At 42.2% G+C, this 27000-nt stretch carries 18 protein-coding genes, 1 tRNA gene and 1 pseudogene; 8 read left to right on the top strand and 12 right to left on the bottom strand.

The features are described from left to right. Nucleotides 1-41: 41 nt before the first annotated feature. The 5 genes from R2S10_RS11790 to R2S10_RS11810 all read right to left on the bottom strand — a co-directional run bounded on the left by R2S10_RS11790 (nucleotide 42) and on the right by R2S10_RS11810 (nucleotide 6161). The gene (locus tag R2S10_RS11790) at nucleotides 42-1484 is read right to left on the bottom strand and encodes a glycoside hydrolase family 125 protein (protein WP_316840638.1); all 1443 of its coding nucleotides are present in this window, start codon (nucleotides 1482-1484) and stop codon (nucleotides 42-44) included. A gap of 154 nt (nucleotides 1485-1638) precedes the next feature. Further along, on the bottom strand, nucleotides 1639-4407 hold the full coding sequence (locus tag R2S10_RS11795) for an NEW3 domain-containing protein (RefSeq protein ID WP_316840639.1): 2769 nt from the start codon (nucleotides 4405-4407) through the stop codon (nucleotides 1639-1641). A 28-nt stretch (nucleotides 4408-4435) separates the two neighbouring features. After that, nucleotides 4436-4966 (bottom strand): hypothetical protein, encoded by a 531-nt coding sequence (locus R2S10_RS11800; RefSeq protein WP_316840640.1) that lies wholly within the window; start codon nucleotides 4964-4966, stop codon nucleotides 4436-4438. Nucleotides 4967-5146: 180 nt separating this feature from the next. Continuing rightward, nucleotides 5147-5632 carry a hypothetical protein gene (locus tag R2S10_RS11805; protein WP_316840641.1) on the bottom strand — a complete coding sequence of 162 codons (486 nt, stop codon included), beginning with the start codon at nucleotides 5630-5632 and terminating at the stop codon, nucleotides 5147-5149. Nucleotide 5633: 1 nt separating this feature from the next. Further along, entirely contained in the window at nucleotides 5634-6161 is a 528-nt protein-coding gene (locus R2S10_RS11810; protein WP_316840642.1) for a hypothetical protein, read from the bottom strand. A gap of 128 nt (nucleotides 6162-6289) precedes the next feature. Between R2S10_RS11810 and R2S10_RS11815 the strand changes: the two genes are divergently transcribed. Further along, nucleotides 6290-7105, top strand: coding sequence for a hypothetical protein (locus R2S10_RS11815; RefSeq protein ID WP_316840643.1), 816 nt, complete (start codon nucleotides 6290-6292; stop codon nucleotides 7103-7105). On the opposite strand, the gene R2S10_RS11820 is transcribed toward R2S10_RS11815, so the two are convergent. Further along, nucleotides 7095-9458 carry a patatin-like phospholipase family protein gene (locus tag R2S10_RS11820; protein WP_316840644.1) on the bottom strand — a complete coding sequence of 788 codons (2364 nt, stop codon included), beginning with the start codon at nucleotides 9456-9458 and terminating at the stop codon, nucleotides 7095-7097. The two genes, R2S10_RS11815 and R2S10_RS11820, sit on opposite strands and share 11 nt — an antisense overlap. A gap of 185 nt (nucleotides 9459-9643) precedes the next feature. On the opposite strand from R2S10_RS11820, the gene R2S10_RS11825 reads away from it, so the two are divergent. The 5 genes from R2S10_RS11825 to R2S10_RS11845 all read left to right on the top strand — a co-directional run bounded on the left by R2S10_RS11825 (nucleotide 9644) and on the right by R2S10_RS11845 (nucleotide 17243). After that, complete coding sequence (locus tag R2S10_RS11825; RefSeq protein ID WP_316840645.1) at nucleotides 9644-10192, top strand: RNA polymerase sigma factor; 549 nt, start codon at nucleotides 9644-9646, stop codon at nucleotides 10190-10192. A gap of 101 nt (nucleotides 10193-10293) precedes the next feature. Further along, nucleotides 10294-11361 (top strand): FecR domain-containing protein, encoded by a 1068-nt coding sequence (locus tag R2S10_RS11830; protein ID WP_316840646.1) that lies wholly within the window; start codon nucleotides 10294-10296, stop codon nucleotides 11359-11361. Nucleotides 11362-11372: 11 nt separating this feature from the next. Then, entirely contained in the window at nucleotides 11373-14663 is a 3291-nt protein-coding gene (locus R2S10_RS11835; RefSeq protein WP_316840647.1) for a TonB-dependent receptor, read from the top strand. Nucleotides 14664-14681: 18 nt separating this feature from the next. Then, the gene (locus R2S10_RS11840) at nucleotides 14682-16430 is read left to right on the top strand and encodes a RagB/SusD family nutrient uptake outer membrane protein (RefSeq protein ID WP_316840648.1); all 1749 of its coding nucleotides are present in this window, start codon (nucleotides 14682-14684) and stop codon (nucleotides 16428-16430) included. A 72-nt stretch (nucleotides 16431-16502) separates the two neighbouring features. Next, nucleotides 16503-17243: an endonuclease/exonuclease/phosphatase family protein gene (locus R2S10_RS11845; RefSeq protein WP_316840649.1), complete on the top strand. Its 741-nt coding sequence runs from the start codon at nucleotides 16503-16505 to the stop codon at nucleotides 17241-17243. 48 nt (nucleotides 17244-17291) lie between these two features. Here the strand turns inward: R2S10_RS11845 and R2S10_RS11850 are convergent, their stop codons facing one another. Further along, the gene (locus R2S10_RS11850) at nucleotides 17292-18551 is read right to left on the bottom strand and encodes a DUF2264 domain-containing protein (RefSeq protein ID WP_316840650.1); all 1260 of its coding nucleotides are present in this window, start codon (nucleotides 18549-18551) and stop codon (nucleotides 17292-17294) included. A gap of 190 nt (nucleotides 18552-18741) precedes the next feature. Between R2S10_RS11850 and R2S10_RS11855 the strand changes: the two genes are divergently transcribed. Further along, nucleotides 18742-19551, top strand: coding sequence for an endonuclease/exonuclease/phosphatase family protein (locus R2S10_RS11855; RefSeq protein ID WP_316840651.1), 810 nt, complete (start codon nucleotides 18742-18744; stop codon nucleotides 19549-19551). 225 nt (nucleotides 19552-19776) lie between these two features. Continuing rightward, nucleotides 19777-19849: transfer RNA gene (locus R2S10_RS11860), tRNA-Thr, on the top strand. On the opposite strand, the pseudogene R2S10_RS24720 reads toward R2S10_RS11860, so the two are convergent. The 5 genes and pseudogenes from R2S10_RS24720 to R2S10_RS11880 form a co-directional block, all read right to left on the bottom strand. Further along, a pseudogene (locus R2S10_RS24720) lies at nucleotides 19823-19999 on the bottom strand (hypothetical protein); the annotation flags it as partial. The gene R2S10_RS11860 and the pseudogene R2S10_RS24720 overlap by 27 nt on opposite strands. Nucleotides 20000-20150: 151 nt before the next feature. After that, nucleotides 20151-23552 (bottom strand): ATP-binding protein, encoded by a 3402-nt coding sequence (locus R2S10_RS11865; protein WP_316840652.1) that lies wholly within the window; start codon nucleotides 23550-23552, stop codon nucleotides 20151-20153. After that, nucleotides 23545-24117, bottom strand: coding sequence for a DUF4194 domain-containing protein (locus R2S10_RS11870; RefSeq protein WP_316840653.1), 573 nt, complete (start codon nucleotides 24115-24117; stop codon nucleotides 23545-23547). Before R2S10_RS11870 ends, R2S10_RS11865 begins: the two co-directional genes overlap by 8 nt. Before the next feature lie 78 nt (nucleotides 24118-24195). Further along, nucleotides 24196-25659: a DUF3375 domain-containing protein gene (locus R2S10_RS11875; protein WP_316840654.1), complete on the bottom strand. Its 1464-nt coding sequence runs from the start codon at nucleotides 25657-25659 to the stop codon at nucleotides 24196-24198. 218 nt (nucleotides 25660-25877) lie between these two features. Continuing rightward, nucleotides 25878-26999: a cytochrome-c peroxidase gene (locus tag R2S10_RS11880; RefSeq protein ID WP_316840655.1), complete on the bottom strand. Its 1122-nt coding sequence runs from the start codon at nucleotides 26997-26999 to the stop codon at nucleotides 25878-25880. Between the last annotated feature and the right edge of the window lies 1 nt (nucleotide 27000).

Raw genomic sequence — 27000 nt, forward strand, 5'->3', positions numbered from 1 at the left:
AATTTAATTCCGGAGGCGTTGTTGGAGGTATAATATTTTGGTTATGCTAACAGATGTGGTCTTTCTTTATATGTTTTCCAAAGAAACTCTCCGAAGATAGTATTTGTCCAGGCAAACCAGGCTCTGGTAAACTTCTTAGGATCATTTTTATGGAAGGATTCATGCATAAAACCGGTATCACCGTGACATTTCTGCAGCATATCCAGGCATAATTTAATTTCTTTATCATCAGAACTCGTAAGGCCTCTGGCGATGATACTCATTGGCCAGATCATGTCTTTACCAATGTGTGGACCACCGATTCCTTCGCCGGCAGTTCCTTTAAAGAAGAATGGGTTATCATCCAGAGAATGGATCATTTTACGGGTATTCTGATAGATTGGATCATCCGCAGCAACAGCTCCAAGGTATGGCAATGCCAGTAAGCTTGGGATATTGGCATCATCCATGATGTTGTAACTGCCCATTCCATTCACTTCGAAGGCATATACTTTGCCATATTTTTCGTGGTTAAATACGGCATATTTCTGTAGTGCATTTTGAACTTCAATAGCCAGTGCATCCAGGTCTTTAGCGGTTTGCTCATCTGCTTTTATCGCTCTAAAGATCTCTGCAGCTTGTTTTAAACTCACTACTGCGAAGAAATTAGAAGGAACCAGGAAAGAGAAAACTGTTGCATCATCACTTGGACGGAAGGTAGAACAGATCAATCCGACTGGTTTTACCGGATAGCCATATCCCATCATTGGAACTCCATCAGTAGCCCATGAGGTATGGCGTTGAAAAGAGTAAGGACCATCGTTTTCTTTACGCTGCTGTTCTTTAAAAGTCTTTAAAGTCAGTTTTACAGATGACTGCCAATCTGCATCAAATGGCGTGGTATCATTGGTTTCTTTCCAATAGCGATAGGCTAAACGGATTGGGTAACATAAAGAATCGATCTCCCATTTACGTTCGTGTAAACCTGGTTTCATATCCGTTACATCGTTTTTCCACTCTCCCTGTTTATTCGGGTCATTGTAAAACGCATTGGCATATGGATCTTTCAGGATACATTTCACCTGATGATTGATCACTCCATTTACCAGATTTTTCAAAGGTTTATCTTTTTTAAGGAATGGCAGGTATGGCCAAACCTGTGCTGTACTGTCACGAAGCCACATGGCATCAATATCACCAGTAATCACATAAGTATCAGGTTTACCAGCTTTTTCTGTATAAGTTACGGTGGTATCTAAAGTATTTGGGAAACAGTTATTAAATAACCAGGCCATTTCTTTGTTTTTCACATTGGCAGAAAACTCAGTGATCGCGCTTTCTACTGCTTTACTGTTGAAATGACGTGAAGCAAGGGGAACCCTTACCGTTGGAAAAGTTGAGGCTGAACCGGATAAATCTGGTGCAGCAGCAAAAGATACCAGGTCGCTGGCCATTAACCCTGCCCCAAGGAGGCCTGCTTTTTGAATAAATGATCTTCTTCTCATTTCGAAAAAATATTTGGTTGTAATGATGCTATTTTAAAAAGGCAATATACTACAAAGATCCTAAATCGCAACCTCTGGTAATAGCCCGTAAACGAATATATAAATAGTTTTAGCAAAATAAAATGATTGTTGGTTGGGGTCTCGAAATGAGGGATTAGTTTTGCTTCCGGATATTGATCTGTCGCTTCCGCTCCCGGAGTTCAAAAACGATATGTTCAGCGTTTTTATGGAGCAGATCTGCATTAAAAGTATCTTCTAGTAAGCGGAAATCTTCTTCAAACAGATCGGTATTGATTCTTACTTTATAAGTATCCTGAGGGAGGTTCATAAAGAATTCGCCGTTTTCGGTGGTCAGGGTACTAAAGCTTTCTCCTTTAGAGTTGCTGATCATGATCCTAATGTTGCCGGGACGAAAAATCTGATTGGAATGGGGGTCTTTCTTTACATTTAATTTCCCGGACAGGTATTGACTATGGCGGAAAGGAATGTACAAAGTTTGGTTCTGTTGCAGTTCAAAAGTTTGTCGGAAGCCATTCGCGGCTCTCCATCCTTTTAGTGTATTTACCTGACTAAGGTCTATGGTATAGGTTCCTGCGGCTATGTTTTTATAGCTCAGCTCTCCTCTTTTGTTGGTCAGCAGTTGCTGTGTACCAATAGTTACGGTGGCATCAGGAATCAGTTCATCACCAAGGTCATAAATTCCACTGGCATTGACATCCTTAAACAACTGTACTTTCATGGTCACAAAGCGTCTGATTCCAGGAAGCGGAACCCGGAAGCTTTTACGAATGCTCATGCTCATATAGTCCGCTCTATTGCCTGGCACTGTTCTTACATTTTTAGCACCAAATACGCGAAATGAGAGGCCTTTATCGTTCAGATCCAGACTAAGGTCTCCCCTGGCCATGAACTCTGAACTGGAGAGGGAGTTGTCATTGGTATAATCCATTTGCAGGCGAAAGTGTAGCAATTCATTTAAAAAGGAGCGTTCATAATAGGGTGCAATTTGTAATCGCTTTGTTGAATAGCCATTACTCAGGTAGTTGATAAAGTCGAAATAATAAGAAGGTCCATTGTCCAGGCGGGCAAAGAGCCCGTAGTTTTTGGCGCTTAGTGTTCCATAGGCATTCAGGCTATATTTGCCCGATTTAGCGGTAGGATCTCCTTCCATCATCTCCTTCCATTTTGCATCATCTGCCACATGATTCCGCAGCATATTCCCGGAGAAGCTGGCAGTCCAACCTTTCCCCATTTCTATACTGGTATTAAAGTTCAGTTTTAAAGACCTGATGAGAAGCAGTTCTGAAGAGGAATGCTTCTGATTGACCAGCGAAGTGATGAACATCAGGTATCCTTTTTTAAACTTCCAGCCAGTTTTAAAACCATATTCGGCAATCCTCCCTCCAAGCAGAGTTCGCTTTAATGTTCCTGTATCCAATGCAGGATTCAATTGACGTTCATTGTAATCGAAGAGGAGTCCTATGGAACTCTGTTTAAAGTTGAGGGTAAATTCGTTGTTGGATTGTAGTAATCCACGATTGATTCCGGGGTAATTGGCATCTGTGGCCGTTAGCCCAAATCTGGCTGTAATCCTGGGAGCATAATATTGATAATTAGCGCCCACACTACTTCCATTTCTCCTCAAAGATTGAGTAGGGTGGTAAAATTCTTCTGTACTGATACCCGCGCGAAGCATCAGGTGGTGGTATTTATTCCAGTTCAGGTCGTAGGTACTTTTATTAAGAAGGCTATTGATTTGATTTTCGCGGTCGAAGCTGGCAATGGTTTGATTTTCCAATGTTTGATTCCCAGCAAAATCAAAGGCCTGTGTGCCGCTTAATATTTTTGCGTCTCCCATACGGCTATCCAGGCCTAATACTTCTGCACGGTAGCCTCTACCATTGTTATAGGCTATTCTTGCGCCCACTCCATCGATGAGGAATTCGCCAAAATCCGACTGATCCCCTACAGAAAGCAGCCATTGTTTACTGCGGTAGTTTAAGTAGGCATATCTGGAGGAGCCATCCAATTGGGAGTTAAAATTATCGGTTCGATAATTAAAGTTCAGATCGCGTCCTTTCCCTAGGTCTAATCTTCCGTTGGTATTCAGATACAGCGTTTTCTGTGCATTGGTAAAATTTTGCGCTACAAACTCAACACTCATAGGAAAATTAAACCATGCGGAAGGGTTTTCACTGAACACTGTTCCGAAGGTTTTGATCTTTTGCAGCAGCAATTGATTTTCTTTCTTTTGATCGGTAATCTGTAAGGTCAGCTCCTGATTTTTAAAATCAGCCAACAACTTTGGAGATAACAAAAAGCTATAATTGAGTACCGTATCCTTACCGGCAATAAGACTCACTGTTCTGTTCTTTCCTTGATTCAGGGTCAACGAAGTATTGACAAGTACATTCAGTTCTGCAGTTGAATTGCCTTTATTACTCAGCAACAGTTGGAAGCTTTGTTCTTTATTCGCCTTTGACAACACCAGATTGGGGTTGAGCAAGGAGGCCCTCCATTTAGAATTAGCACCAACAACAGCCATATAGGCATAGCTTGTCCTTTCGGTATATCCTGCCACATTTAGCAACAAACGGATGGGGTATACACCGGCAGTGGATTGTATTGCGGCAGCGAGTCTCAAAGGCAAAGTGAGCGTTTGATTTGGCGCTAACTCCAATACTCTTCGATTATCGAAAAGCAGTTGCCATCCTTCGGGAACTTCTGCTGCAATGGTCAATTTTCGGGTAAGGGCAGAGCTATTCCTCAGTACAACCGTATTGAAACTATAGGTATTTCCATTCTGTATTACGGTATCCTTCAAGAAAGTAACATTGACAGCCTGGCCATTGGCAGACAAAAATCCAAAGCATAGCAAAGCCAGGGAAATGAAGAAAGCCCTACTCATGAGGGCTTTCTTCATCAACTGAATGATGGTCACAGAAAGTTTATTATTGGTTGGTCATCGTATAAACTACGCCAATAGTATATTCACCAGTTTGATAAGTATAGCTTGGTACGGCTTTATAATCCAGGGTAAAGTTACCTACACCACGGGTTCCTGAAGCTACAGTAATGGCAGCTCCGGTACTTGCAGGTAAAGCCTGGTAAGTACCGCCGGTTTTACGAATTTGCAATACGGAAGTTGGCATTGGAGAAGCGTCAGCAACTTTACTGTTTACCGTTGAAGCGAAAACAAATTCAGGAGCATTTGCGATGGCAGTTACTTTCCATAAATGGTTGGATTTATAGTTGACTGTGTTTGCTGCTGCCAGCTCAATTCCACCTGCTGCATCATAGTTCGACAAGGCGTCGAAGCTGATGGTTTGTAAAGTACCCGGTGTTAAAGCAAGATCAAATACTTCTTTAATGACGATCTTCATGTTTTGAGTGCGGGTTGCGGTGGTTCCCGTTGCGACCTGAGCATTAACTGCCGCAACTGTTGCGCAAATTACTGCAACACTTAGTAAAATTTTTTTCATGTAATAAGTTTGTTATAGAATAATAGTACTGGGACTAGACAAATGGTATGCCACCAAAAACAGGTATATACACCTATAAATCAAGTGATAAGCGTAGAAATATCGTTACACACATTCCCCACATCGTGTATATTTGGGGAAAATAATACACGCTATAATAAAATAGCTTTGAGTTAAAACCTACTGATCTGAGATGGTAAAATAAAAATCTCCAACATATTCCTGGGTTTGATATTGGAATGCAGGCAGGGCCCTCAGATCGAAGGGAACTACATATAAACCCCGATTGTTTTGCACAAAAAAAGGCGCATTATTCTGCACATTGGTATAGGTTCCAGAGCTGGAAGCTTTGATCCCAATTACAGTCGCCGGCATGGGTGTGGCCGTAATTTGTGGCGAAAGGATGTTATTGGAGAGGGTTAAAGTCAATTTCCATGGCACGTTTGCTTTTACGGTAGCCGTGATCATTCCCGTTTTATAAATCCCATTATCATAATCAGTTAGGGCTGAAAAATCAAATACAGCACTGGTACTACTCAAGGAAACATCCAATACTTTATAAAGCCTCACCGTTCGATTGGTACTCAGGTATCGCTGCGCCTTTACCTGCTTCGATAAACCTCCTGAAACCAGGAGAAAAACTATGATTACTATGGAAAATTTCATATCAATAATGGCATAATCTAAAGTGAAATTTAAGGGTGTAATTGCCCGGAGCCTGTGCATAAGTATTCATATCAGAAAGATTGATACTGAAATAATATTCATCCCCAGCGGCATTGGTTGCATTATTCCGCTGAGTCAGGAGCTGATAAGCTGCCGAAAGTCGCGGTGTACTCAAAGTGATTCTAGTGGCTCCATTACTGCTAATGATGCTAGGTGTAATGGTAAAATTATTCAATGGGATTGGGGTGGTTACGCCGGAAGGCAAGGTCAGCTCTCCTGCTATATAAAGTCGGTACTTCCCTCCTCTGGACTGCACATTCATGCGCATATTATTGGCATAAACCTGTGCCGTTTCAAATTGATTTAAAGCACTCAATGTGAAGGTAGTGCTGGATTCAGACACCATAACCAGCTTATTTTGATTGGCAATACCGCTTTCCAGACAAGTGCCGGGACTTGCCGGTTGAGCATAGCCGCTGGTCGGAAAAAACAGGCTGGTAAAAAAGACTAAAAGGCAATACCATTTCATAATGCAAAGACAAAATTTGACGCAGGGTTGCAAAAATCGACCCAAACTCGGCAACGCATTTTCGGCGGATCATTTAGCATCATTATTGCAAGAGGGGCGGGAAAGATTTACACCACAAATTTTCATTTATGAAGCAGATGCGATGCTTACTTGTTTTTATAGGTTGCCTGTGTAGCTTTGCAGGGATCAGTCATGCGCAGCGGGTTAACATTAATCCTACCCTATTGAACTTCAATGCGGGGACTGGAGAAACGACTACACAAACCCTGACAATTTCTAATGTTTCTGATGAGAAGCAGGTATTCCAGCTTACCGTTGGCGATTGGTTACGCGATAGTCTTGGCAACCATCAATATCTACCTTCCGGAAAGTTAAGGAGATCTTGCGCTCCATGGATCAGTCTGGATAACAGTTTTATTGAGTTGGAGCCACGTACGGCAAAAGACATCCGAATCACTCTTGTTGCGCCTACAGACAGCGTATCTTTGAAGGAAATGAAATGGGCTATGCTGTTCATTCAAAGCGTTAAAGAACAGGTCGGCAATAAAAAGAAAAAAGGGAAAGTAAATGCGGTGATCAATGAGATTTTCAGATTCGGGATTCACATTTATCAGATTCCTCCCGGGGTTCATAATTACGCTGCGAAGGCGATTTCTTTACAGGCAGACAAGCAAACGAAAGGGCTTTACCAATTTAGCATGGAGAATACCGGAAATATTATGTTGCAATGCCATGCCCATCTGGAGCTAACCAATATGGACACCGGTGAAGAAATCCGACTAGAAAGCACAGAGTTTCCAATCTTTCCAGAGGCGAAAAGAACAATTCCATTACAACTTCCTGCGAACCTAAAAAAGGGCCGTTATTCTGTTCTCGCTTTATTGGAATACCATGAAGATCTACCTTTGGAGGCCATTGAAATCACCATTGAGGTTAAAACTTAAAGCCAATAGAGAGGTACATTCTCCAGGGATTTCGCTCAAAACCATTGGTTTTGGCGACGGCAAAATTAATAGGTCCGACGAAAGACATATAGCCTAGCTTTGCACCGTAACCAAAAAGATAATCATTATCGAAAGCTACTTTAAAAGGGTTTAGACCTTGGTTTTCCCAGGCTAGGTTGACTTGTGGTGTCAGGTAAAGATTGCCTCTCAAGTTGTATTGCAGGGCAAGCCCGAAGCTGGTTACATTTGCGACCCCGAATTCTCCTTTTTTTAGCCCGATAAAATTGCTCTGGCCAATGTCCTGCCGCGAGTCAATACCCCCCATTGAGAAGTTAGCGTTTTCGTACATATATATCGGGTCAAATCCATATTTCTGGGAATAATTAAAGCCCCAGTGAGCGGTTGCATTCAGGGAAACCCTCCTGTTCAGGTGGGCTACATAGTTTTCATTCAGGAAAAATCGGAATACATTTCCTGGTAAGCCTCCTTGAGGAGGATTTAGGAAATCGTAGATCAACTGCCCTTTTGCATCTGCTGAATCAGGGACTTTAGTACTGATCCTGTTGTTGACCAGGAATTTCGCCTGGATGGTTAGCATATTTCCGCGTTTAGGATAATACAAATGATCCAGTGTATTTTGTCTGAATAATACGGCAATAGCCTCATTGCTATGGCGATACAAGGTCCTGATATCATTCCCTTCTCCAAAGAAGCGTTTAAAGAGATTCGGGCCACGTTTTATCGCTTCATTTTCATTGCTAATGCTCAGGGAAACCGCGCTGGAACGCCCAAGACTATAGCCCAATGCTACTTCTGTATTGAGTGTATTGTTGAAGTAATTTTCATCAGAGATCAATCTGTAGAGAATAGAATTGTTTTGTAATGCCTGGTAATTGAAGGAGGCTTTAAGCCATAATCGGCTACTGTTGTTGATAAATTTATAGTAATCAAAACGAGCTTTAAAGCGTTCAGAGAGGTCCACTGTAGCCAATAGTCTCGATCTTCTTAAGAAAATATTCCTGTAGGTATAATTGATGATGAGGCCGGCACTCTGTTCCGTATCATAATGTACTGCAGCTTTAAACACCCCTGGTTTCCCTTGTTTAAGTCTCATATTGAGTGTCAATCCGGTATCGGCATTATTTTCAAAAGTATAATATACTTTATCAAAAAACTGGGTACCAAAAAGATCTGCTACCCCTTCATTTAGTGTTTTCGCTTTTATAGGACGTCCCGTTTTGAGATTGAGGCGGGAATTGGCGAACTGTTCCATTACTGGCAGCTCTAATGGAAGGCCTTTATCATTCAGGTAGACAATTTTTGTAACGGGTAAATTTGGATCATTTACCTTTCTTGACAGGCTATCCTGCAGCTTATATTTCTTCTGATCTTCCGCGATTTTAATGAGCTGAGGCAAGTATTTTCGAGCTTCCTGTTCTCCGATTTCTATGATTCTCCTATTTCTGTAGAAGTCTGCGGCAGAAAAATCACTGAGGGCCTGGGTAAAGTCGACCACCACATCTGCCAATGCCTGTTGTTTTTTGGAATCTTCTACCGACCGGAATGCATGGGTCTGATAGATGAGTTTCATTGGATTTTCAATTTCTTTCTCTGTGAAGAGACGGAAGCCTGTATAACCACCGATGACAATATCAGCGCCCATATCTTTGACTTCCTGGACAGGAAAATTGCGATCTAAACCTCCATCCACCAATAAACGCCCATCGATGTATACGGGTGCAAAAGCTGCGGGAATAGCCAGTGTTGCCCTAATGGCCAGTGGCAATGAGCCTTTATGCTGCAGTACCAATCCGCCATTTACAATATCCGTGGAGGTAATCGTAATTGGAATCGGCAGTTTATTAAAATCGTTGATGTGTTTGGATGAATACGTTAAGGTATTGAGGATTTCCGACATATATTGTCCTTCGACCAAGGCTCCAGGTAATCTGGGTCTGCCGCCCAGCACCGGAAACTCGATCATATAATTATCGTACTCGTCTTTTTCTTCAATATTTATTTGTCTTAAAGGCACTTTATTACTCAGTACCCTACGCCAGTTGATTCTTAGTGCAATCTTTTTTAGGGTATCCGGATGGTAACCGATGGCATATAATCCACCAAAGATCCCTCCGGCACTGGTTCCTGAAATGTAGTCGATTTTGATTCCCAGCGAGTCGATCAGTTTTAGCAAACCAATATGCGCCATTCCTTTGGCGCCGCCACCACTCAATGCCAATCCTATTTTCGGTCGGCCGCCATCCTTAGCTTTCGTTTGAGCAAATACAGTATTGTTGTTGGCACAATACAAATAAAAAAACAACGATAAGCAGCAGATAACTCTCTTGAACATAAGCTTTTCATTAGGGAATTCTAAATATCAGAATTTTAACCCTGAAAAAGAGCATCATTAAATTATCAAGTCCTAAAATATGCAGATTATTAATAAAGCAGGGCGATAATTAATGAAAAGTTAATGTAATTCGTTCTTCGGCACAACAACATTTGCTTCTTTTTGCAGCTTCAATTGACACAGGTATGCAGGGGGAAAATGAGTTAATCATACAGGATTTAATTTCAGGTAGCGACAAAGCTTTCGCTGAGGTTTACCGTAAATATCACGCACAGGCCTATACTTATTTATTGCGCCGTACCGCATCGGTGACGATGGCCGAGGAATTACTCCAACTCAGTTTCATCAAACTATGGAAAAATGTAGAGAACTTAAATCCGGATTTACCCTTAAATGCACAGTTATTCCGCATTTGCAGAACGGTGATGATTGATGAGATCAGGCGACAATCGGCCATTAAAAACACGGAAACCTTTTATTTCGAGCAATTTAAAGAAAGTAGCAGTAGCAATGAGGCCTTGACCACTCAGCTGAGAAATGACATCCATTCTGCACTTTCCGAATTGCCTACTGCCAGAAAGAAAATATTTGAGCTGAGCAGGCTAGAGGGCTACAGTCATAAGGAGATTGCCGAAACCATGTCTATCTCTATCCGTACTGTGGAAGATCATATTGGAAAAGCACTAAAACTTTTACGCAGAAAGCTTCGCGATAGCATCTTGCTCTTCCTATAACCTCAAAAGAGCATGTTAGCCCATTGTTAAGGAGATTAAGTTTCTGTAAACAGCCCGTGTAAGTCCGTTTTGCTTCGTATTCCTAATACAATACGACAAATATGGATCAGCAGCTGCTAAAAAAATATCTTCAAAACCAATGTACTCCTGCAGAAGCAGCAGCCGTATCCCAGTATTTACAGCAACACCCTGAACTTCTCGATCAGTTGCTCCCTAAGGAAGAATGGGATTTGGCCGGGCAGCATCCTCAACGATCGAAGAATGCGGCGGCGATTTTTGCCAGGATAAAGCCCAGGCCGACAAAGCGGATGCGATTGCAATATTGGTCGCAGATTGCCGCAGTATTTGTCTATGCGGTTTTGACGGCACTCAGCATCCAATACCTGATTCCAAGGGAAAAGGGGCAGTCGAAAGATATTCAATATGTAAAAGCCCCTTATCAAGAGATTTATACGAAAAATACGAGTAACCACATTCAGCAGTTCCAGCTGGAAGACGGAACCATGGTTAAGCTGAGTCCTAACAGCAGCTTAAGATATCCGAAATCTTTTCCTACGCAACACCGCCAACTGGTGCTCAGTGGCGAGGCATATTTTGATGTGGCGGTCGACAAAAACCGTCCTTTCAGTGTCTCTTCCTCAGGGATCAGGACTACGGCATTGGGTACTGCTTTTCTGGTAACTTCCTGGAAAGGAAAACATACAGAAGTCCGACTCTTCCACGGAAAAGTACGGGTAAGTGATGAGGATCCCTCCAAAAAATCGGCCTTCAAAGCGGTTGTCCTCTACCCTGGTGAGCGATTCCAATACCTTTCCGGACAGGTCCTTGTTGGACGATTCGAGGCGAAAAGGCCAGCCGTACTAAAATTGAAAAAACCTTCCCTGGCGAAACCTGCAGAAAGCATGATGGTTGGCGGCACTCTAGAATTCGACAAAACACCGCTAGCACAAGTCTGCGCGGAACTTTCCGAACGTTACGGGCAAGCCATCAACTCTGAACAGGTTCATAAACAGATCCTATTAACCGGACAATTCAATGAAAGTGATACGCTGAAAGCCATTCTGGAAAAGATTGCGCAATTAAACAACTTGAAAATAACCCTGAATGCAGACGGCTCTTTCCTTCTAACCGAGGAGAGTGCTGTTCTGAATATTGAAAAAACCAACTAACACACAAAATTATGCAGTTAAAATTTACCCAACTATTGAATTGCTGTAGCAATAAATGGCTGTTCCTATTACTCCTGAGTCTAGGCATCTCCAAAATCGCGATGGCACAACAAGGAGGCATGGTTACCGGATCCGTCACTGACATTAAGGGTCTTCCTTTAGTAGGCGTATCCATCCAGGCTATTAATCCTGGTATTTCCGTAAAAAAAGTCACTTCTAGTGATAGCAATGGCTTGTTTAGTTTCTCAGACCTTCCAGTAGGAAAAGATTACTCTTTTGTTCTTACTTATATCGGTTTCCGTACTCAGCACCTTAAAAATTATGAATTAAAGGCTACTGAGAAAATCACCTTAATGGTTAAAATGCCCGAAGACCTAAGCGACCTCAATGAGGTAGTTGTAGTTGGTTATGGCACTCAGAAAAAGGTAAACCTCACTGGTGCAGTAGCCAGTATAGATGCCAAAACACTGGAGGACCGTCCCATTGCGAACATTACTCAGGGACTTCAGGGTGCTTCTCCAAACCTGAACATTTCTTTTGGAGATGGAAGGCCAGGGGCAGCTGGAAAGATCAACATCCGTGGCTTTACTTCTATTAACAGTGGGAAGACAGGTGGTGAACCACTGGTACTGATTGACGGGGTTCCGGGCGCGATCAATAGTATCAATCCAAGAGATGTGGCTAGCATTTCGGTACTTAAAGACGCTTCTTCCGCTGCTATTTACGGTGCAAGGGCAGCCTTCGGTGTCATTCTAATTACCACAAAAAACGGGAAGAATGGAAAAACGAGCATCAGTTACAGCAACAATTTCGGCTGGTCTACTCCTACTTCCAGTACCGAGTTCATGACTGATGGATATGATGCTGCGATGATGAATGATCAGGCATTTCTTGCCGCTATGGGCGATACTTATACAAAATATACAGATGAAGATTATGCTTATCTGCTGAGAAGAAAAACAGACAAAAGCCTACCGGATTACATCATTGACAACAGAAAGGGGAAAGACCAGTATGTTTATTATGGCAGTACCGATTGGTGGCATACCGTTTTCCGTGATACTCAAACCTCAATGAACCACTCCTTAAGCATCTCTGGTGGTGGAGAAAGTTCAGATTTCCTGATCTCCGGACGTATGTATCAGCAAAATGGCATGATGCAGCTCAACCAGGATAAATACAACGCGTATAATCTACGGGCAAAAATCAATACTAAAGTCAACAAATGGCTGACTATAGGCAACAACCTTCAGTTTAATGCCTCCAATTATGATTATCCGGGATGGGGTGTCAACAGTAATTTCGTATCCGTATCTGTGCATGCGCTACCTTCCTATTTACCTGTTAACCCAGATGGAACGGCGACCTACCGGACAGAGTTGAACAACTACACCATCGGTGATGGTATTTTCGCAGACCTGTTAAATGGGAAGTCTAAAGGAAACGAGAAGAAGTATGAGTTCAGCAATTTATTCAATGTTGCGGCACAATTGACCAAAGACCTTTCTATCAAAGGAAACTACGCTTATACCTTCAATCCCTATAGCATTTGGAACCGCAGGACACAGGCACCCTGGTCTATCTTTCCAGGTGTTGTTAGTCAGTTTGGTTTTGATCAGTATGCTGAAACCAATTACACCAAGCAGGCGCATGTATTGAACTTGTATGGTGATTACAGCAAAACTTTTGGGCAGCATACTTTTAAAGGTTTATTGGGCTATAATCAAGAGTTAAACACTTACAAACGTCTTTTTGCACAAAGAAAAGACCTGATCTCCCAAGACCTCAATGATCTGGATCTTGGATCCGGAGATATTTCAGCAAGTGGTGGTGCAGATGAATACGCACTATTGGGTACCTTCTTTAGATTTAACTATGACTATGCAGGAAAATATTTATTAGAAGTTAATGGCCGATATGATGGCAGTTCAAAGTTCCCTCCGGGAAAACGTTTCGGCTTCTTCCCTTCTGTATCTGCGGGCTGGAGATTAAGTCAGGAAGCTTTCTTCGAACCTTTGAAAAGTAGCATCAACGAATTGAAGTTCCGTGGCTCTTATGGTTCATTGGGGAACCAAACTGAGGCTGCCAAATATGGTTATATTGAACTTCTATCCCGTGGCACGCTGGATTATATTATCGACGGAAAGAAAACTGAATACCTGTCTACTCCAGCTCCCATCTCTAACAACCTTACCTGGGAAAAAGCAAGGTCTGCCAATTTTGGGGTAGATGCCGGATTCTTTGACAACCGTTTAACGGCATCTTTTGATTACTATGTGAGAAATACCATCGATATGCTGACCAACGGGAAAACCGTATCCAGTGTGTATGGTGCAGCATCTCCAAGAGAAAACGTTGCCGACCTTCAAAGCAGAGGATGGGAACTTGCTGTGAATTGGAGTAGCAATGGAACGCTGGCCGGAAAACCATTCCGCTGGAATGCAGGGCTAGGCTTATCAGATTATGTTGCAGAGATCACCAGGTTTGACAATACCAACCAGATGTTGAGCAGCTATTACGTTGGACAAAAGATCGGAGAAATCTGGGGTTACCGTGTAGATGGTGTTTTCAAAACCGATGCTGAAGCACAAGCGTATCCTGTTAACCAGGATTATGTAAACCAACAAAGATTAAAAGCGCCGGGAAACTGGTCTAAACTAGCTGCCGGAGACTTGAAATTCAAAGACCTGAATGGCGATGGCGTGGTGAACAACGGTCAAAATACTTTGGCTGATCATGGTGATCTGGAGGTGATTGGAAACTCTCTTCCCCGCTATTCTTTTGGCATTAATGCTGGTGCTACCTGGGGTGATTTTGACATTTCGGCCATCTTTCAGGGGGTAGGTAAACAACAATGGTATCCGGGCAATAACGCTGATAAATTCTGGGGTCCTTACTCCCGTCCTTATTATTCTTTCGTACCAAAAGACTTTATGAATGATGTCTGGACGCCGGAAAACCCTGATGCTTATTTCCCAAAGCTAAGGGGTTATGAGGCTTTAAATGAGCGCGGGTCACTGAACGTAAAAAACGACCGTTACCTGCAAAATCTGGCCTATATCCGTTTAAAGAACCTGACCATTGGTTATTCTCTACCGAATAACCTGATTAAAAAGCTAAAAATTGCAAGAGCAAGGTTTTACTTCAGTGGCGAGAATCTTTTCACCTTGACTAAGCTAAGGTCGGATTACATAGACCCGGAGCAAGCAGCCGGAGATTATAACAATGCCGCAGAAGATCCAAATGCCAGGGTATACCCTTTTAGTAAAATGTATTCTTTCGGTTTAGATATATCCTTTTAACCTTTAATCTGAATAAAAATGAAAATCAATTCAATATATATCCTTGCAATTTGCCTGATACTGGGTTCTTGTAAAAAGGGTTTCCTGGACAGGCAACCACTATCCTCCGTATCTCCTGATGCCTTTTTTAGAACGGAAAGCGACCTGAATCTTTACGCCAACTCCTTTTATTCTGCTTTTCCTTCGGCAGAAGGCATTTACAACGAAAGTGCAGACAATGTGGTCAAGTCTGACCTTGGCGAACTGATTACCGGGAAGCGTACGGTACCCCTAACCGGAGGAGGCTGGAGCTGGTCTGAACTTAGAAAAATCAATTACTTCCTGGAGAACTACGATAAAGTGATGAGCCCGGCAGCAGGGAAAAAGTATGCTGGAATTGCACGATTCTTCCGTGCCTACTTCTATTTTGACAAGGTCAGCCGGTTTGGTGATGTACCCTGGTATTCGGGAACGATCAACATTACCGATGAAAGTGCCTTGTCTATGTCCCGCAGTCCGCGTGCCTTAGTGATGGACTCCGTTCTTGCTGACATTGACTTCGCTATTGCCAATATGGATGCGGGCAAAAGTGTAGAGAAAGTGACAAAATGGACTGCGCTTGCACTAAAATCAAGGATTTGCCTAAGCGAAGGAACCTTTAGGAAGTACCATCCTGAATTTAACCTTCCCAATGCCGATGCATTCCTTAAAGCCGCAGCAACTGCAGCCAACACCCTCATGACTACAGGGCCGTATAGCATTTACAAAAGTAGCCCGGAGAAATCTTACCTGGAACTATTCTCGTCTAAATCTTCAATAGATCAGGAAGTCATACTTGGCAGAAGATTCAGCGCTGGCCTACAGATATTTCACAACCTAAACTATTATACGATTACGGCCTCTTATGGCAGACCGGGTTTGAACAAAAGTTTAGTCAACACGTACCTGATGAAAGATGGCAGCAGATTTACGGATTTGCCGAACTATGAAAACATGGAATTCTTTGAAGAGGTTCAAAACAGAGATCCGAGGTTGTCGCAAACCATCCGTACCCCTGGTTATACCCGCATTGGAAACACTAAGGTATTGGTACCCGAATTTAGTGCCAGCACCACTGGGTATCAGCTGATCAAGTTTGTCACTTCAGAAGCAGGAGATTCTTTTAACCGATCTGAGAACGATATGCCTATTTTCAGGATGGCTGAGGTCTTGCTTAACTATGCTGAGGCAAAAGCGGAATTGGGAGAAGCGACTCAGGCAGACCTGGACAGATCGATCAAGTTGCTTCGCGATAGAGTTGGCATGCCTAATCTGGATCTCGCTTATAGCAATTCACACCCGGATCCTTATCTCGCTGATCAATATCAGCAGGTAAAATCGGCAAACAAAGGGTTAATTCTGGAAATTCGCCGCGAGCGACGCATTGAGCTGGTAATGGAAAGCTACCGTTGGGCAGATCTTATCCGCTGGAAAGAGGGTCGTTTAAATGCACAACCGTATAAGGGCATGTATTTCCCTGGCCCTGGAAAATTTGATCTGGATAAGGATGGTAAGACTGATATAGAAATCTATACCGGCACAAAACCGACAGGTGCTGGCATCCAGTTTCTGAAGCTTGGCAGTGAAATCATTCTAGAGCATAACACCGCTGGTGGTCATGTGTTGGTTAACCCAAATACCCCAAAAACTTTTCGTGAAGACAGGGATTACCTTTTCCCAATTCCAATAAACGAGTTGCTATTAAATAAGAACCTGGAGCAAAACCCAAATTGGGAAGGCCGAAACTAATTAAATATGAGTATTATGAATTCCTACTATAAAGTTTTAAGCACAGCGTTTCTGCTGTGCTTATCCAGCCTAATGGCTATCGCATCGGGGCCTGGCCCAAAAACATTGAAAGTGATGACTTATAACATCCATCACGCCAATCCTCCTGCACAACCTAGTGTTATAGACCTGCAGGCTATTGCAGAGGTTATTAATAAGGAAGCTCCTGATCTGGTTGCTTTACAAGAATTAGATGTACACACTAAGCGCTCTGGTTCGGTAGATCAGGTTAAGAAGCTTGCAGAACTCTGTGGGATGTATGCTTTCTTTTCTAAAGGAATAGATTTTGAGGGCGGTGAATATGGTGTTGCCATACTTTCAAAGTTTAAAATCAACCATACTGAGAGATTTCCCCTTCCTTTTAAAGAAGGTATAAAAGCAGAACAACGTTCTCTGGCCATCATCAATGTCACACTTCCAGATGGCAGTTTGCTGGACTTTGCCTGCAGTCACCTGGACTTAAACAATGTCCATCGTTTACTTCAGGTTGCCGAGATCAACAGGATTCTTGGAGACAGGAAAAACAATGTGATTCTTGCTGGCGACCTTAATCTGGAGGCAAATACACCTGCAATGAAGATTTTGGAGCAACATTTTACGCGCAGTTGCCAGGGAAATTGCGCGCCAACCATTCCAGATCTGAACCCGAATAAGGAGATCGACTTCATCTTGCTTAAAAAGGGCAGTGCTTTTAAAGTGATGAAACACCAGGTGATCCCGGACATTCATGCATCTGACCATCTTCCGGTGGTGGTGACCTATAAAATGCGATAAGTTTTATTTTAATTCCAGCTCCAGTGGGGCTGGAATTCTTAATTCAGTTTAGTAGTCTACATGATAATCTTTAGGAAACTGCTGACTACTCCATGCTTTTTTAGCGGTCCAATCTTCTTTTGGTGCCGACCAGAACTCATCATCTTCGGCTAAGCCCAATGGCAAAAAGGAAAGGGTGGCCATGTATAAACTTCCGGTGGAGGTATAATAATCGGCGATATCCGGGTCATGACCTACGAAACCCAGTAATAACCATCCGTTCTTATCGAATGTTCCCGGCACATCGTACATATTTTTCTTTACCTGAGTTAGGGCAGAACGCACCTGTGCAGGTTTAACAGCATCAGGGAGTTCCCCAAGTAGCGCAACCTGACTTAAGGCCTGGAAAGCACCGGTACGATAGGTAATGGAGCGCCCAATTGGCGGAAATGTCCCTTCGGGAGAAATCATTCGCTCCTGTCCAACGGCATACCTTACCATCCTCGACAAGGCCAATTCATATTCTTTTTGGCTAACGAGGCCCTTATCCATCATGACTTTCATCGTGTCCACCATCATCGGATGGATCACAAAAGAGTTGTAGTAATCGAAAGCGAAGTTTGGTCCATCACCATAACATCCGTCCCCTTTATACCATTCATTTAACTTTTTAGGCCCTTTATTCAGTCTTTCTGCATCTGGTTCTTCTCCAACCGAGAGTAAAAATGCTTCGGTAATAGCGCCAAATAGGAGCCAGTTGCTATTGAAAGGCTTCCGGTTTCTTAAAGATTTGAAGGCGGCAATGATTCTTTCTTTTGTGGGTTCATTTAAAGGTTCCCACAGTGCCTTTGGCGCTCTTAGGAAAGTCTGAGCGAGGTATGCAGCATCCACGATGGGCTGATGATCTGTTTTAAAATTGAGCTGATCCGGACTTGAGGGTTCAAAACAACGTGTCAATCCTTGCAGCACATCATTTCTCATCTTTTTCCTAAATGTGCTTTCTTCGCTTGCATCATCGGGGAGAGCAAGCCATGGGGCGATTCCGGCAAAGGTTCTGCCTACTGCTTCCAGATAGGTGACGTGGATCGACCTGTTGTCGAACTTAGGCGATTTCTCTACCAGCATGTTCTGTTTTAGCGTGCCATTGGCAAGATTTTCCGTCACGGGATTGGCTATTTTATACAATAGCTTCCACCAGTATTCGCGGTCATTTTTAGGTTTATTTACCCTTGGGAATGCCTGCTTTTCTGTGGCTAAAAGTTCGGCGGGACTCATTGCTCCAGCCATTCCTACCAGTGATACTGCCGCTAAAAATTTCCTTCTTTCCATATCGTATAATTAAATATCTTAGACCGAATATAGTAGAGATTCCCTGTTAATTTGAGGGATGGACTGCGCAAACGTTTGATATTTGTTGCCAGTCCCGATTCGGTTAAAAGCTGATATCAGGAAGCAGGGATAAATCAGCGGTCAGACGAAGCGATTAAGATAGAAACCACAAATCTAAACCCGATAACACATGCAAAAAAGATCTTTTTATTTCCCCTCCGCTTTTATTGCGGTCCTAATTTTATGCCATTTCATGAGCATTACAGTGATGGCACAATCCAATCCAAGAGTTCTCAAGGTGATGACCTATAATATTCATCATGGAAACCCACCGGAACGTCCAGGAGTAATTGACCTCCCTGCAATAGCAGCAGTTATAAAGCAACATAGTCCAGATTTAGTGGCCTTACAAGAAATCGATAAGGTGACCAAGAGAACAGGACAAGTAGATCAGTTGAAGGAGTTGGCGGAACTTACGGGAATGTTTTATTTCTTTTCAAAAGGGATAGATTTTGAAGCTGGGGAATACGGAGTAGGCATCCTTTCCAGATACCCGATCAACAGTTCGACCAGATATCCACTGCCATCAAAAGAAGGATTAGATGCTGAAGCCCGCAGCCTTGCCTTGGTTCAGGTGACCTTACCGAATGGAAAACCTTTATGTTTTGCCAGCACCCATCTGGATTTAAATAATGAACACCGGATGTTGCAAGTGAAAGAGATCAATCGTCTTTTAAGCGGTAAAAAAGCCGATGTGATTCTTGCCGGGGATTTAAACCTGACCTCTAGTACTCCGGCGATGAAAATATTGGAACAACATTTTACCCGCAGCTGCACTGAAAATTGCGCGCCAACTATTCCTCAGGATGTACCTAAAGAAGAGATTGATTTCATTCTGTTGAAGAAAGGGAGTCGGATGAAGGTCATTTCACATCAGGTATTTCCAAATATCGATGCTTCTGACCATCTTCCTGTGATGGCGATTTATCAGCTTCCTTAATTTAGCTCCTGCCCTTTCTGATTTTTAATGAGGAACACAATTTTATTCAGAAAGGGCAGGAATTAAAATTCCTGATTTTTAGCGAGTTAAACATGAAGCAGATCAAACCGCTTTCTTTGTCTTGAAATTATTTCAAAAATAATTTGACAGAACGAAAGAAAACCCTACTTTTGTGGCCTCACCAGGAAATCAAGGGCATTTATTTACTCTTGATCCATAATAAAAGCCTCCTTAGCTCAGCTGGTAGAGCAACTGACTTGTAATCAGTAGGTCATTGGTTCGATCCCGATAGGAGGCTCTTTATTTCCCTTACCCCATCACATTTATTACTAATCACCAAAGAATTCGAGGGCACATCGAAATTCACAAAGGAGTTGGGTGCAATTAACACATCATTTCCGATATGAATAGCGCCTACAATCACGGTATTGGCACCTATCCACACTTTATCCCCTAGCGTTAAAGGTCTTTTGCTAAAGTATGCGTTATTTGGGCAGGTTTCATTTTGAGTTTATGAAAGCAGATTTCATCATCTGCAATGAATTGTAATTGGCTATAATTTAACCAATTACAATTCAAGCCACAAATGAGTGCCGATGTTAGTCTTTCACAAAATGTTCTCTTTCTGCTTTAAACTGTTCAATTGGCATATCATATAACCAGGAATGTCTTTCATCTTTACGTTCTACGAAGTGAACGAAAGAGATGTCATTTTCCACGATATGGATGTTATCACTAGGTGTCACTACCAGCAATTGCAAATGCAATTGTCTGCATAAAGTGATCAGGTAACGTGCTTTATCCTCATCCTGGGCTTTAAAAGCCTCATCAATGGCGATAAAACGGAAGGAGTTGTTTTGCAGTCCTTCTTTAGTAAGGCCGAACTGGTAAGCAATCGCGGATCCTAAGATGGTATACGTTAACTGCGCTTTTTCCCCACCGGAAAGCTGGCCCATGTTTTCATACGTTTTGTACTTCTGACCGGTTTCTTTATAAAACTCTTCCGCTTTATAGCTGTACCAGGAACGTACGTCCATCACTTTTTTGCGCCATTCTTCTTTCTCCAGTTTCTCGATTAACGGCTCAATATGCAGGTCAAAGTGGCGCTTTTTACCTTCGATCAGGTCTTCGCCTTCTTGTCCGTTAGGAATGGCATTATTCAATAATGTTCTAAAAGTTTTCACATCTTCATAGATGCGGTCTGGAGCTACCAGTTGAATATATGTTTTAGGGGTGCTTTTGAAATCGATCTCAAACAGCGCCTCATTCAATACTTTCACGTTTTCTTTGATAGACTCTGCCCAGTTTTCGAAGAACATCCTGAAGTCACCGATTTTATTGATGATGGTTTCCTGCAGATAGGCTTCAAACTTCTGCTCATACTTCGGTAAGTTATCTTCTTTGAGCTGTTGCAGTCGTTTTTGATATTCGGCGATGAATTCGAGGTTGGTAGAATCCGGCAAACCATTCACATCAGAACGCCAATCTTTAAATTTTTGGGTCAGCTGTTCATTGGGCTGTTTAAAGTTATTGATCTTAATTCTGGCGGCATTTTCCTTTTTTTGTTTTTCGCTACGAAGGTCGTTTCCAAGGTTCATACTCTGTTCCCTGAAATTGTCCTGTGTGGCCTTGAAGTTTACATGCTGAATGTTCAATAAATGTTCATGTGTTGCTTCAAATTCCGCAACTTCCAGCTGATGCCCTTCGAACAGGGCTAAAGTTTCCTTGTTCAGAGCCAGTTCTTTCTCGAGGCTTTGTTTTGTCCATTCCGTATCGTGCTTTAGCTTCACGCTACGCTCTTTTTCTTTATCAATCGAGTCTAGCTGTCCCTTTACGATATCCAGTTGCTTCTGTAGCTCCCTTACCTTATCATTGGTTTTCTCCAGACTTTCTTTTACGACCTTTTTTTCTTCAATTTCCTGCGCATAAACTGCCCAGTTCAGGTCTTCAAATACCGCATAATCAGAATACAGCTGATAGAATTTTTCTTTCAGCTCGTCGATCTTTTTAATGGACTGGTTGATGAATTCCAACTGTCCATGGTTTTCTTTTTGTTGTTCCTGGAAAACGGTCAGTTCCTTTTTAAGGAGGTTGATTTTATCTTTATTATCCCATCCCAGTACAAAGTTTTCTCTTCTGGCGATGTGCGGACGATCGTCTTTTTCATGTTTTCCTTTTACCGCATTGATCAGTCCTTCTTTTGTGAGGGCTTTCTCTTCATAACGATTAAATTCTTCCAGACTTTCTGCACAGCTATAGTTGTATTGGCCTGCGATAGCATCTTCTAGCCATTCCGCATACTCAGTACCTTCTTTAAATTCCAGCTTGTTGACCAATAAATCTCCGTCATAGGATTTCCTTCTCAGGCTGCCCATAGAGGTAAAACCTTTATATCGCTGATAGGTAATACGTCCTTTCAGGTTGGTACGATTCACATAAGCATTGACTTCATTGTAATATCTTTCTGGAACGATCAGCCTTAATGCGAAATTATGGAGTACTTTTTCTATGGCAGGCTCCCATTCCAGGTCTTCTTCCCTTACACGGATCAGCTCTCCGATAAAAGGCAGCTCATCCTTGGTAGCGCCTACATGAGCTAGGATATCTTCCCTGATGTCGGCTTCTCTGCCGGAGATGTTGTTTTTATTCTTTTGAAGAGAACCTACTACTGCCAACAAGTTATCCACTTCTTCCTGCAGTCGGTCGATCTCATTCTTGATCTGTCTTTTCTTTTCTTCTTCCAGTTCGCGTTGTGCATCTCCTTCCGAGCGTTTCTCTTGCGTTAAGGCTCTGGAATCGGCAAATACATTGGCATCTGGATTTTGAGGAAGGCCTAGTGCTGCTACCAAACGGTTGTAGCTGTCTAGCTTATGTTGACGGTGATTTCGGAGTTTCTCTGCTTGTTTGATCTCTTCCTCAATCTTTTCAATTTGCTTCCAAACTTCTTCATTTTCAATTGACATGGAAAGCGCTCTTTCCTGTTTCCTTGCGGCTTCATCTTTTTCTTTCAGCAGGATGAGGTCGGTTTTTAGTTGTAGTAAGACCTCCTTGTTTTTCTCCAGCTTGACAGAAATCAACTCTACTCCTTTTCCGGCGAACCAGAATACGGCAGTATCTTTATCTTTTTGAAGGACTTCCAGTTTCGTTTCAATTTCCGCTAGCTGTGTGGCCAGATCATTGATCGGTGTCAGTTGCAGGATTTGCTCTTTCGCCTTTTCGATATTTGTTTTGGCATCCATCAAGGTGATAAAACTCTCTTTCAGTTGGATAAATTCTGCTTCTGCATCCTGATATTCCAGCATGTTCATGCGGATAAATTCGTCCAGATCTTCCAGCACTTTCACTCCTACTACCTGATTGAATAGGCTCAGGGCATTCACAGAACGCATTCCAAAAAGGTGTGCTAATCTTTCTGCGTATTTAGTTGGGCCATCTAAAAACTCTACACGCTTTTTAGAAACTGCATAATTATATATTTTTTCCAGGCGTCTTTTCCAGATTCCTTTACCGTCAAACTGGCCAAAATCCTTTTCTATTTCCAGGGGCACATGGGCAATTCCGAAACTTCTTTTCAGCTCACCATTGCTAAACCAGCGTACCTGAAATAGGGTGATCACTTGTCCTTCTGTATTTTCAAAAGAAGCGAGTAATACTGAATAAGCGGTATGGTCTCTTAGTTTCTGCGTGGTTGCTTTTAACTCACCTTCATTCTGGATATTACCATAATGGCCATATACATAGGTTTCTTCTGTTCTATCTCCCTTTTTTTCTACTCCAGAACTCTGGTTGTAAAAGCGATCTCCTTTAACTGGAACCAGTAAAGTGAGCAGTGCATCAATAAATGTACTTTTACCCGAGGCATTTGCACCGGTTAACAGGGAATTGTTTCCTTTAGGCGAAATCTTGAAGATTTCTCCATCAAATGTTCCCCAATTATACACTTCCATGTATTGCAGTCGGTATCCTGCTTTATCTGAACTCGTGCTAAATAAACTATACATAATCCTCCAGTTTCAGTTTAAAATCTTTTAGAACATCCAGGGTTACTTTTTCCTTGATGATGCGTTGAATCCGGTAAATTGGCTCTGCATCCGTTTCCTGTTGTTCTTTCAAATAACCCAGCTCCACAATTTTGCGGATATAGCTGTCCAGTTCTTTCAGGAATTTTACGCGGTTATATTTTTCGGGCAGGAACAGTTCAATCTCTTCACGAATCTCTTTATGGCTGATAAATTTCTCATTGCCATCGATTAGAGTGGGGTTATTGTCGAAATCTTCGAGCATCTGGCGTAAGATGACCAGAACGATAGAGGTTTCGAAACCAATTTGTCGACGGGAGATGAGTCCCATCGTATTACCTTCATTGTTTTCAAATTGCTTAAAGAAAGCGAGGCCTTCTTCTTTTTTCAGAATCAGTTCCAGACCAATCACATTCAAGTAGTGCTGAATCTCTCGCTGGTAATGAATGATGTCGTCCCAAACACTCGACTGGGAGTACACCGGGCCCTTCAACAGCCTGATGATTGCCTTGGAATAAGGCTTTATTTTATCTTCAAAATTACTCATTGTTCATCAGAATAAATTGTTTCTATGGTTGATGAAGCCATCATCAACATCACCTATTGTTTATAAGCTTGATGCTGATTATGGTTTCAATATGATGACTTCAGGTACATTGATTGACTTTTGTCCCTGAGCATCAAATAAAATTCGTTGTGTATTTTCCGGATTGATGGTATGTTTAAATTCTTTGGCGACGGACAGGTAGCCAAACAGCTCCGGAAGGCCATCTGCAATTCCACCATCTGCTTCAATAATTTCGAACAGGGAAACGCGGGCTCTTCCCGACAATACCGTTCTGATTTTTTTCCGCAGCACTTCTTTATCGATCTTTGTCTGACCGAATAATTTGCCAAGATGGCGAGAGCTGAGGATGTCTTTATCGGCCAGTTTAGGTCGCATTTTATACAGCAACTCTTCTGGTTGTTCCAACATTAAGCGTTGCTCAAAAAAGGGATAGATTTCCAGGTTAGCTTCTAATACCAATCCGATGTCCGGTCGGTTTTCCTGCTTAGCCACTTCGATCAACATGGTTTTTATTTCCTGGATAATGTGGTGTGTGACCTGAATTTTTGAACCTTCAGATTCTCTAATGATACGGCCAAGTTTCTCCGCCATCTTATCATTTGCTTTATACACCTTCTGACCTGAAGCATGGAGATACTTCTTCATATTCTTCAAAAAGAAATCGCCAACCACAATCCCTCTTTCGTCTAATCTTTCGAATAAGGTGGTACTCAATATGGTCCATTCTTCCTGTAATATCGGATCTAATAAGAATGACCAGAAGGCATAAAAACTTTTCCCCTGCTGACTGTCTTTAATCTGATCCAGCGCGTCGAAAGTAAATTCCAGGATATGGTCTTTGGTTAAACTTCCTTCGGCGTGTTTCTGATAAATCTGTCTGGTGATGTTTTTGAAGTTGTCTTCTACCTCTTTAAAGTCCGACAACAGTTCTTTTGCCGCCTGGTTCAATTGATTATACCTTGGAATTACTTCATAATCCTGGTAAACCTTCACCTTTTTACCGGCTTGCAGCTGTTCGATCTGGTGTTCAATTTCCAGTCGTTTCTCTTCTAAAATAGCCAGACGACTGTCCCGATCTCCATTGGTGAACTCCACCAATTCTTTCAATTGATTGAAAATATCTTTAAAACGGGATTCTGTTCCTACAAATTCCTTTTTCTGAAGGCTCATTAACCAGTCGATGGTTTTACTGGAATGTGCAGAAATCTCATAAAAGATCTCCCCCTGATCGTCCTGATAATTGGTTAAAAAACCGCTATCCGTCCATTTCCTTACATATTTTCTGGCCTTTACCTCATAAGAGTCAAAGCTTTCAATTTCATTCTCTTCATCGTTATCTACCTGTTTAAGTTCCAGGAAATCAGCCAGCAAAGCATGTACATGATCAGAGGAAACCGTAGGTCCCTCATTTATAAAAGTATGGATAAGAAATTCTATCACAATATCCCTGTTCCTCAGTTTCAGCAAATTCACACTTGCTGAGCCATTGAGTACTTCAAGAATCCTGGCGCTGTCTATCATCGGCATAAGTTAAAAAGACCGCAAAAGTACGCAAAATCCTACCTAAAGGCCCATTTTGCCTGGATATTTTCAAGAATTAGTAGCGGTTATTCCTGATTTTCCGGAGCTTAGAAAAGCTCCGGACCAGTTAATTGAATCGTCTGTATACCAGATAGGTTGCAACAAATCCGAGCGGATCCCTGCTGATATTTTTAAGGTAAATCCCAGGAATTGCCGAATTATCTTGGCAATTCTGGTCTTCTCATGTGATATTGAGTTGCTGTAATTGCATTCATAAAAGCAACAACTGCCTTGATCTCTCCATTGGTTAATTTCAATGGTTTTAACAGCGGATCGGTTTTCGGGAATAACGGATCTGCTTTAGCTTGTGCTTCCGTTGGATCGATCATGTGCATACCGCTGTTGTAAATATTTACAATACCAGTGATGCTATCGAACATTCCATTGTGCATCCATGGACCTGTATGCATCACATCTCTAAGCGAAGGGGTTCTGAATTTCCCTACATCTTCCGGTTTTTTGGTGATGAGGTGACGTCCTAAATCTTCATATTTGCGTTTGTAATAGGTCAGGCCGATGTTATGAAACTCTTCATCCGTCAGGTATTTTCCATTGTGACAGTTCATACACCTTGCTTTGGTGCGGAAAAGGTGCAATCCATGTAATTCCTGATCGTCTAAAACTTTCGTTTCTCCGTCTAAGAATCGGTCAAAGCGACTTCTTCTGCTGCGGATGGTTCTTTCAAATTCACCCAGGGATTCCACAATTTGTGGATAAGTGATCTTTTCTTGTCCATAAGCTTTCTTAAACAGTTCTCTATAGCCTTTGATTTTCCCTAATTTCTTAGGTAAAGCCTGAGGTTTCATGTTCATCTCATGGTGTGCAGTAATCGGGCCATCTACCTGTTCTTCCAGGTTAGCGGCTCTACCGTCCCAGAACATTGTTTTACGTTCTGCCACATTGAGCAGGGAAGGTGTATTTCTGTTGCCTTGTAAATGATCATTTCCTAGTGCTACAGCGCGTTTATCTCCCCAGGATATTTCGGGATCATGGCAACTGCTACAAGAAACCTGATTGGAACCAGAAAGCAAAGGATCAAAGAACAGAAGTTGTCCCAACATCACTTTTGGTTCTTCCATTTTTGCAAAGTAATTGCTGTCTATAGCAGGAAGGGAACTCATTTCCGTCCAATTTACACCGCTATCGATCGTTGGTTTTGGCCATTGACTTACTGGTTTACTGTATTGCGCTCTGAGTGTTTCTTGTTCATCTTCAGCATAAAATGCAGATCCGATCACGAAGATCAAAAGAAAAGAAAGGATGATAAATATTCTGTTCATT

This window comes from Pedobacter gandavensis, assembly GCF_032678745.1.
GTDB classification, from domain to species: domain Bacteria; phylum Bacteroidota; class Bacteroidia; order Sphingobacteriales; family Sphingobacteriaceae; genus Pedobacter; species Pedobacter gandavensis_C.

Coding starts and splice junctions, on each gene's coding strand:
- R2S10_RS11850 (WP_316840650.1), bottom strand. CDS start 18,551: ATGGAAAGAAGGAAATTTTTAGCGGCAGTATCACTGGTAGGAATGGCT.
- R2S10_RS11845 (WP_316840649.1), top strand. CDS start 16,503: ATGGCTATCGCATCGGGGCCTGGCCCAAAAACATTGAAAGTGATGACT.
- R2S10_RS11825 (WP_316840645.1), top strand. CDS start 9,644: ATGCAGGGGGAAAATGAGTTAATCATACAGGATTTAATTTCAGGTAGC.
- R2S10_RS11855 (WP_316840651.1), top strand. CDS start 18,742: ATGCAAAAAAGATCTTTTTATTTCCCCTCCGCTTTTATTGCGGTCCTA.
- R2S10_RS11835 (WP_316840647.1), top strand. CDS start 11,373: ATGCAGTTAAAATTTACCCAACTATTGAATTGCTGTAGCAATAAATGG.
- R2S10_RS11795 (WP_316840639.1), bottom strand. CDS start 4,407: ATGAAGAAAGCCCTCATGAGTAGGGCTTTCTTCATTTCCCTGGCTTTG.
- R2S10_RS11870 (WP_316840653.1), bottom strand. CDS start 24,117: ATGAGTAATTTTGAAGATAAAATAAAGCCTTATTCCAAGGCAATCATC.
- R2S10_RS11865 (WP_316840652.1), bottom strand. CDS start 23,552: ATGTATAGTTTATTTAGCACGAGTTCAGATAAAGCAGGATACCGACTG.
- R2S10_RS11800 (WP_316840640.1), bottom strand. CDS start 4,966: ATGAAAAAAATTTTACTAAGTGTTGCAGTAATTTGCGCAACAGTTGCG.
- R2S10_RS11810 (WP_316840642.1), bottom strand. CDS start 6,161: ATGAAATGGTATTGCCTTTTAGTCTTTTTTACCAGCCTGTTTTTTCCG.
- R2S10_RS11815 (WP_316840643.1), top strand. CDS start 6,290: ATGAAGCAGATGCGATGCTTACTTGTTTTTATAGGTTGCCTGTGTAGC.
- R2S10_RS11875 (WP_316840654.1), bottom strand. CDS start 25,659: ATGATAGACAGCGCCAGGATTCTTGAAGTACTCAATGGCTCAGCAAGT.
- R2S10_RS11840 (WP_316840648.1), top strand. CDS start 14,682: ATGAAAATCAATTCAATATATATCCTTGCAATTTGCCTGATACTGGGT.
- R2S10_RS11830 (WP_316840646.1), top strand. CDS start 10,294: ATGGATCAGCAGCTGCTAAAAAAATATCTTCAAAACCAATGTACTCCT.
- R2S10_RS11820 (WP_316840644.1), bottom strand. CDS start 9,458: ATGTTCAAGAGAGTTATCTGCTGCTTATCGTTGTTTTTTTATTTGTAT.
- R2S10_RS11805 (WP_316840641.1), bottom strand. CDS start 5,632: ATGAAATTTTCCATAGTAATCATAGTTTTTCTCCTGGTTTCAGGAGGT.
- R2S10_RS11880 (WP_316840655.1), bottom strand. CDS start 26,999: ATGAACAGAATATTTATCATCCTTTCTTTTCTTTTGATCTTCGTGATC.
- R2S10_RS11790 (WP_316840638.1), bottom strand. CDS start 1,484: ATGAGAAGAAGATCATTTATTCAAAAAGCAGGCCTCCTTGGGGCAGGG.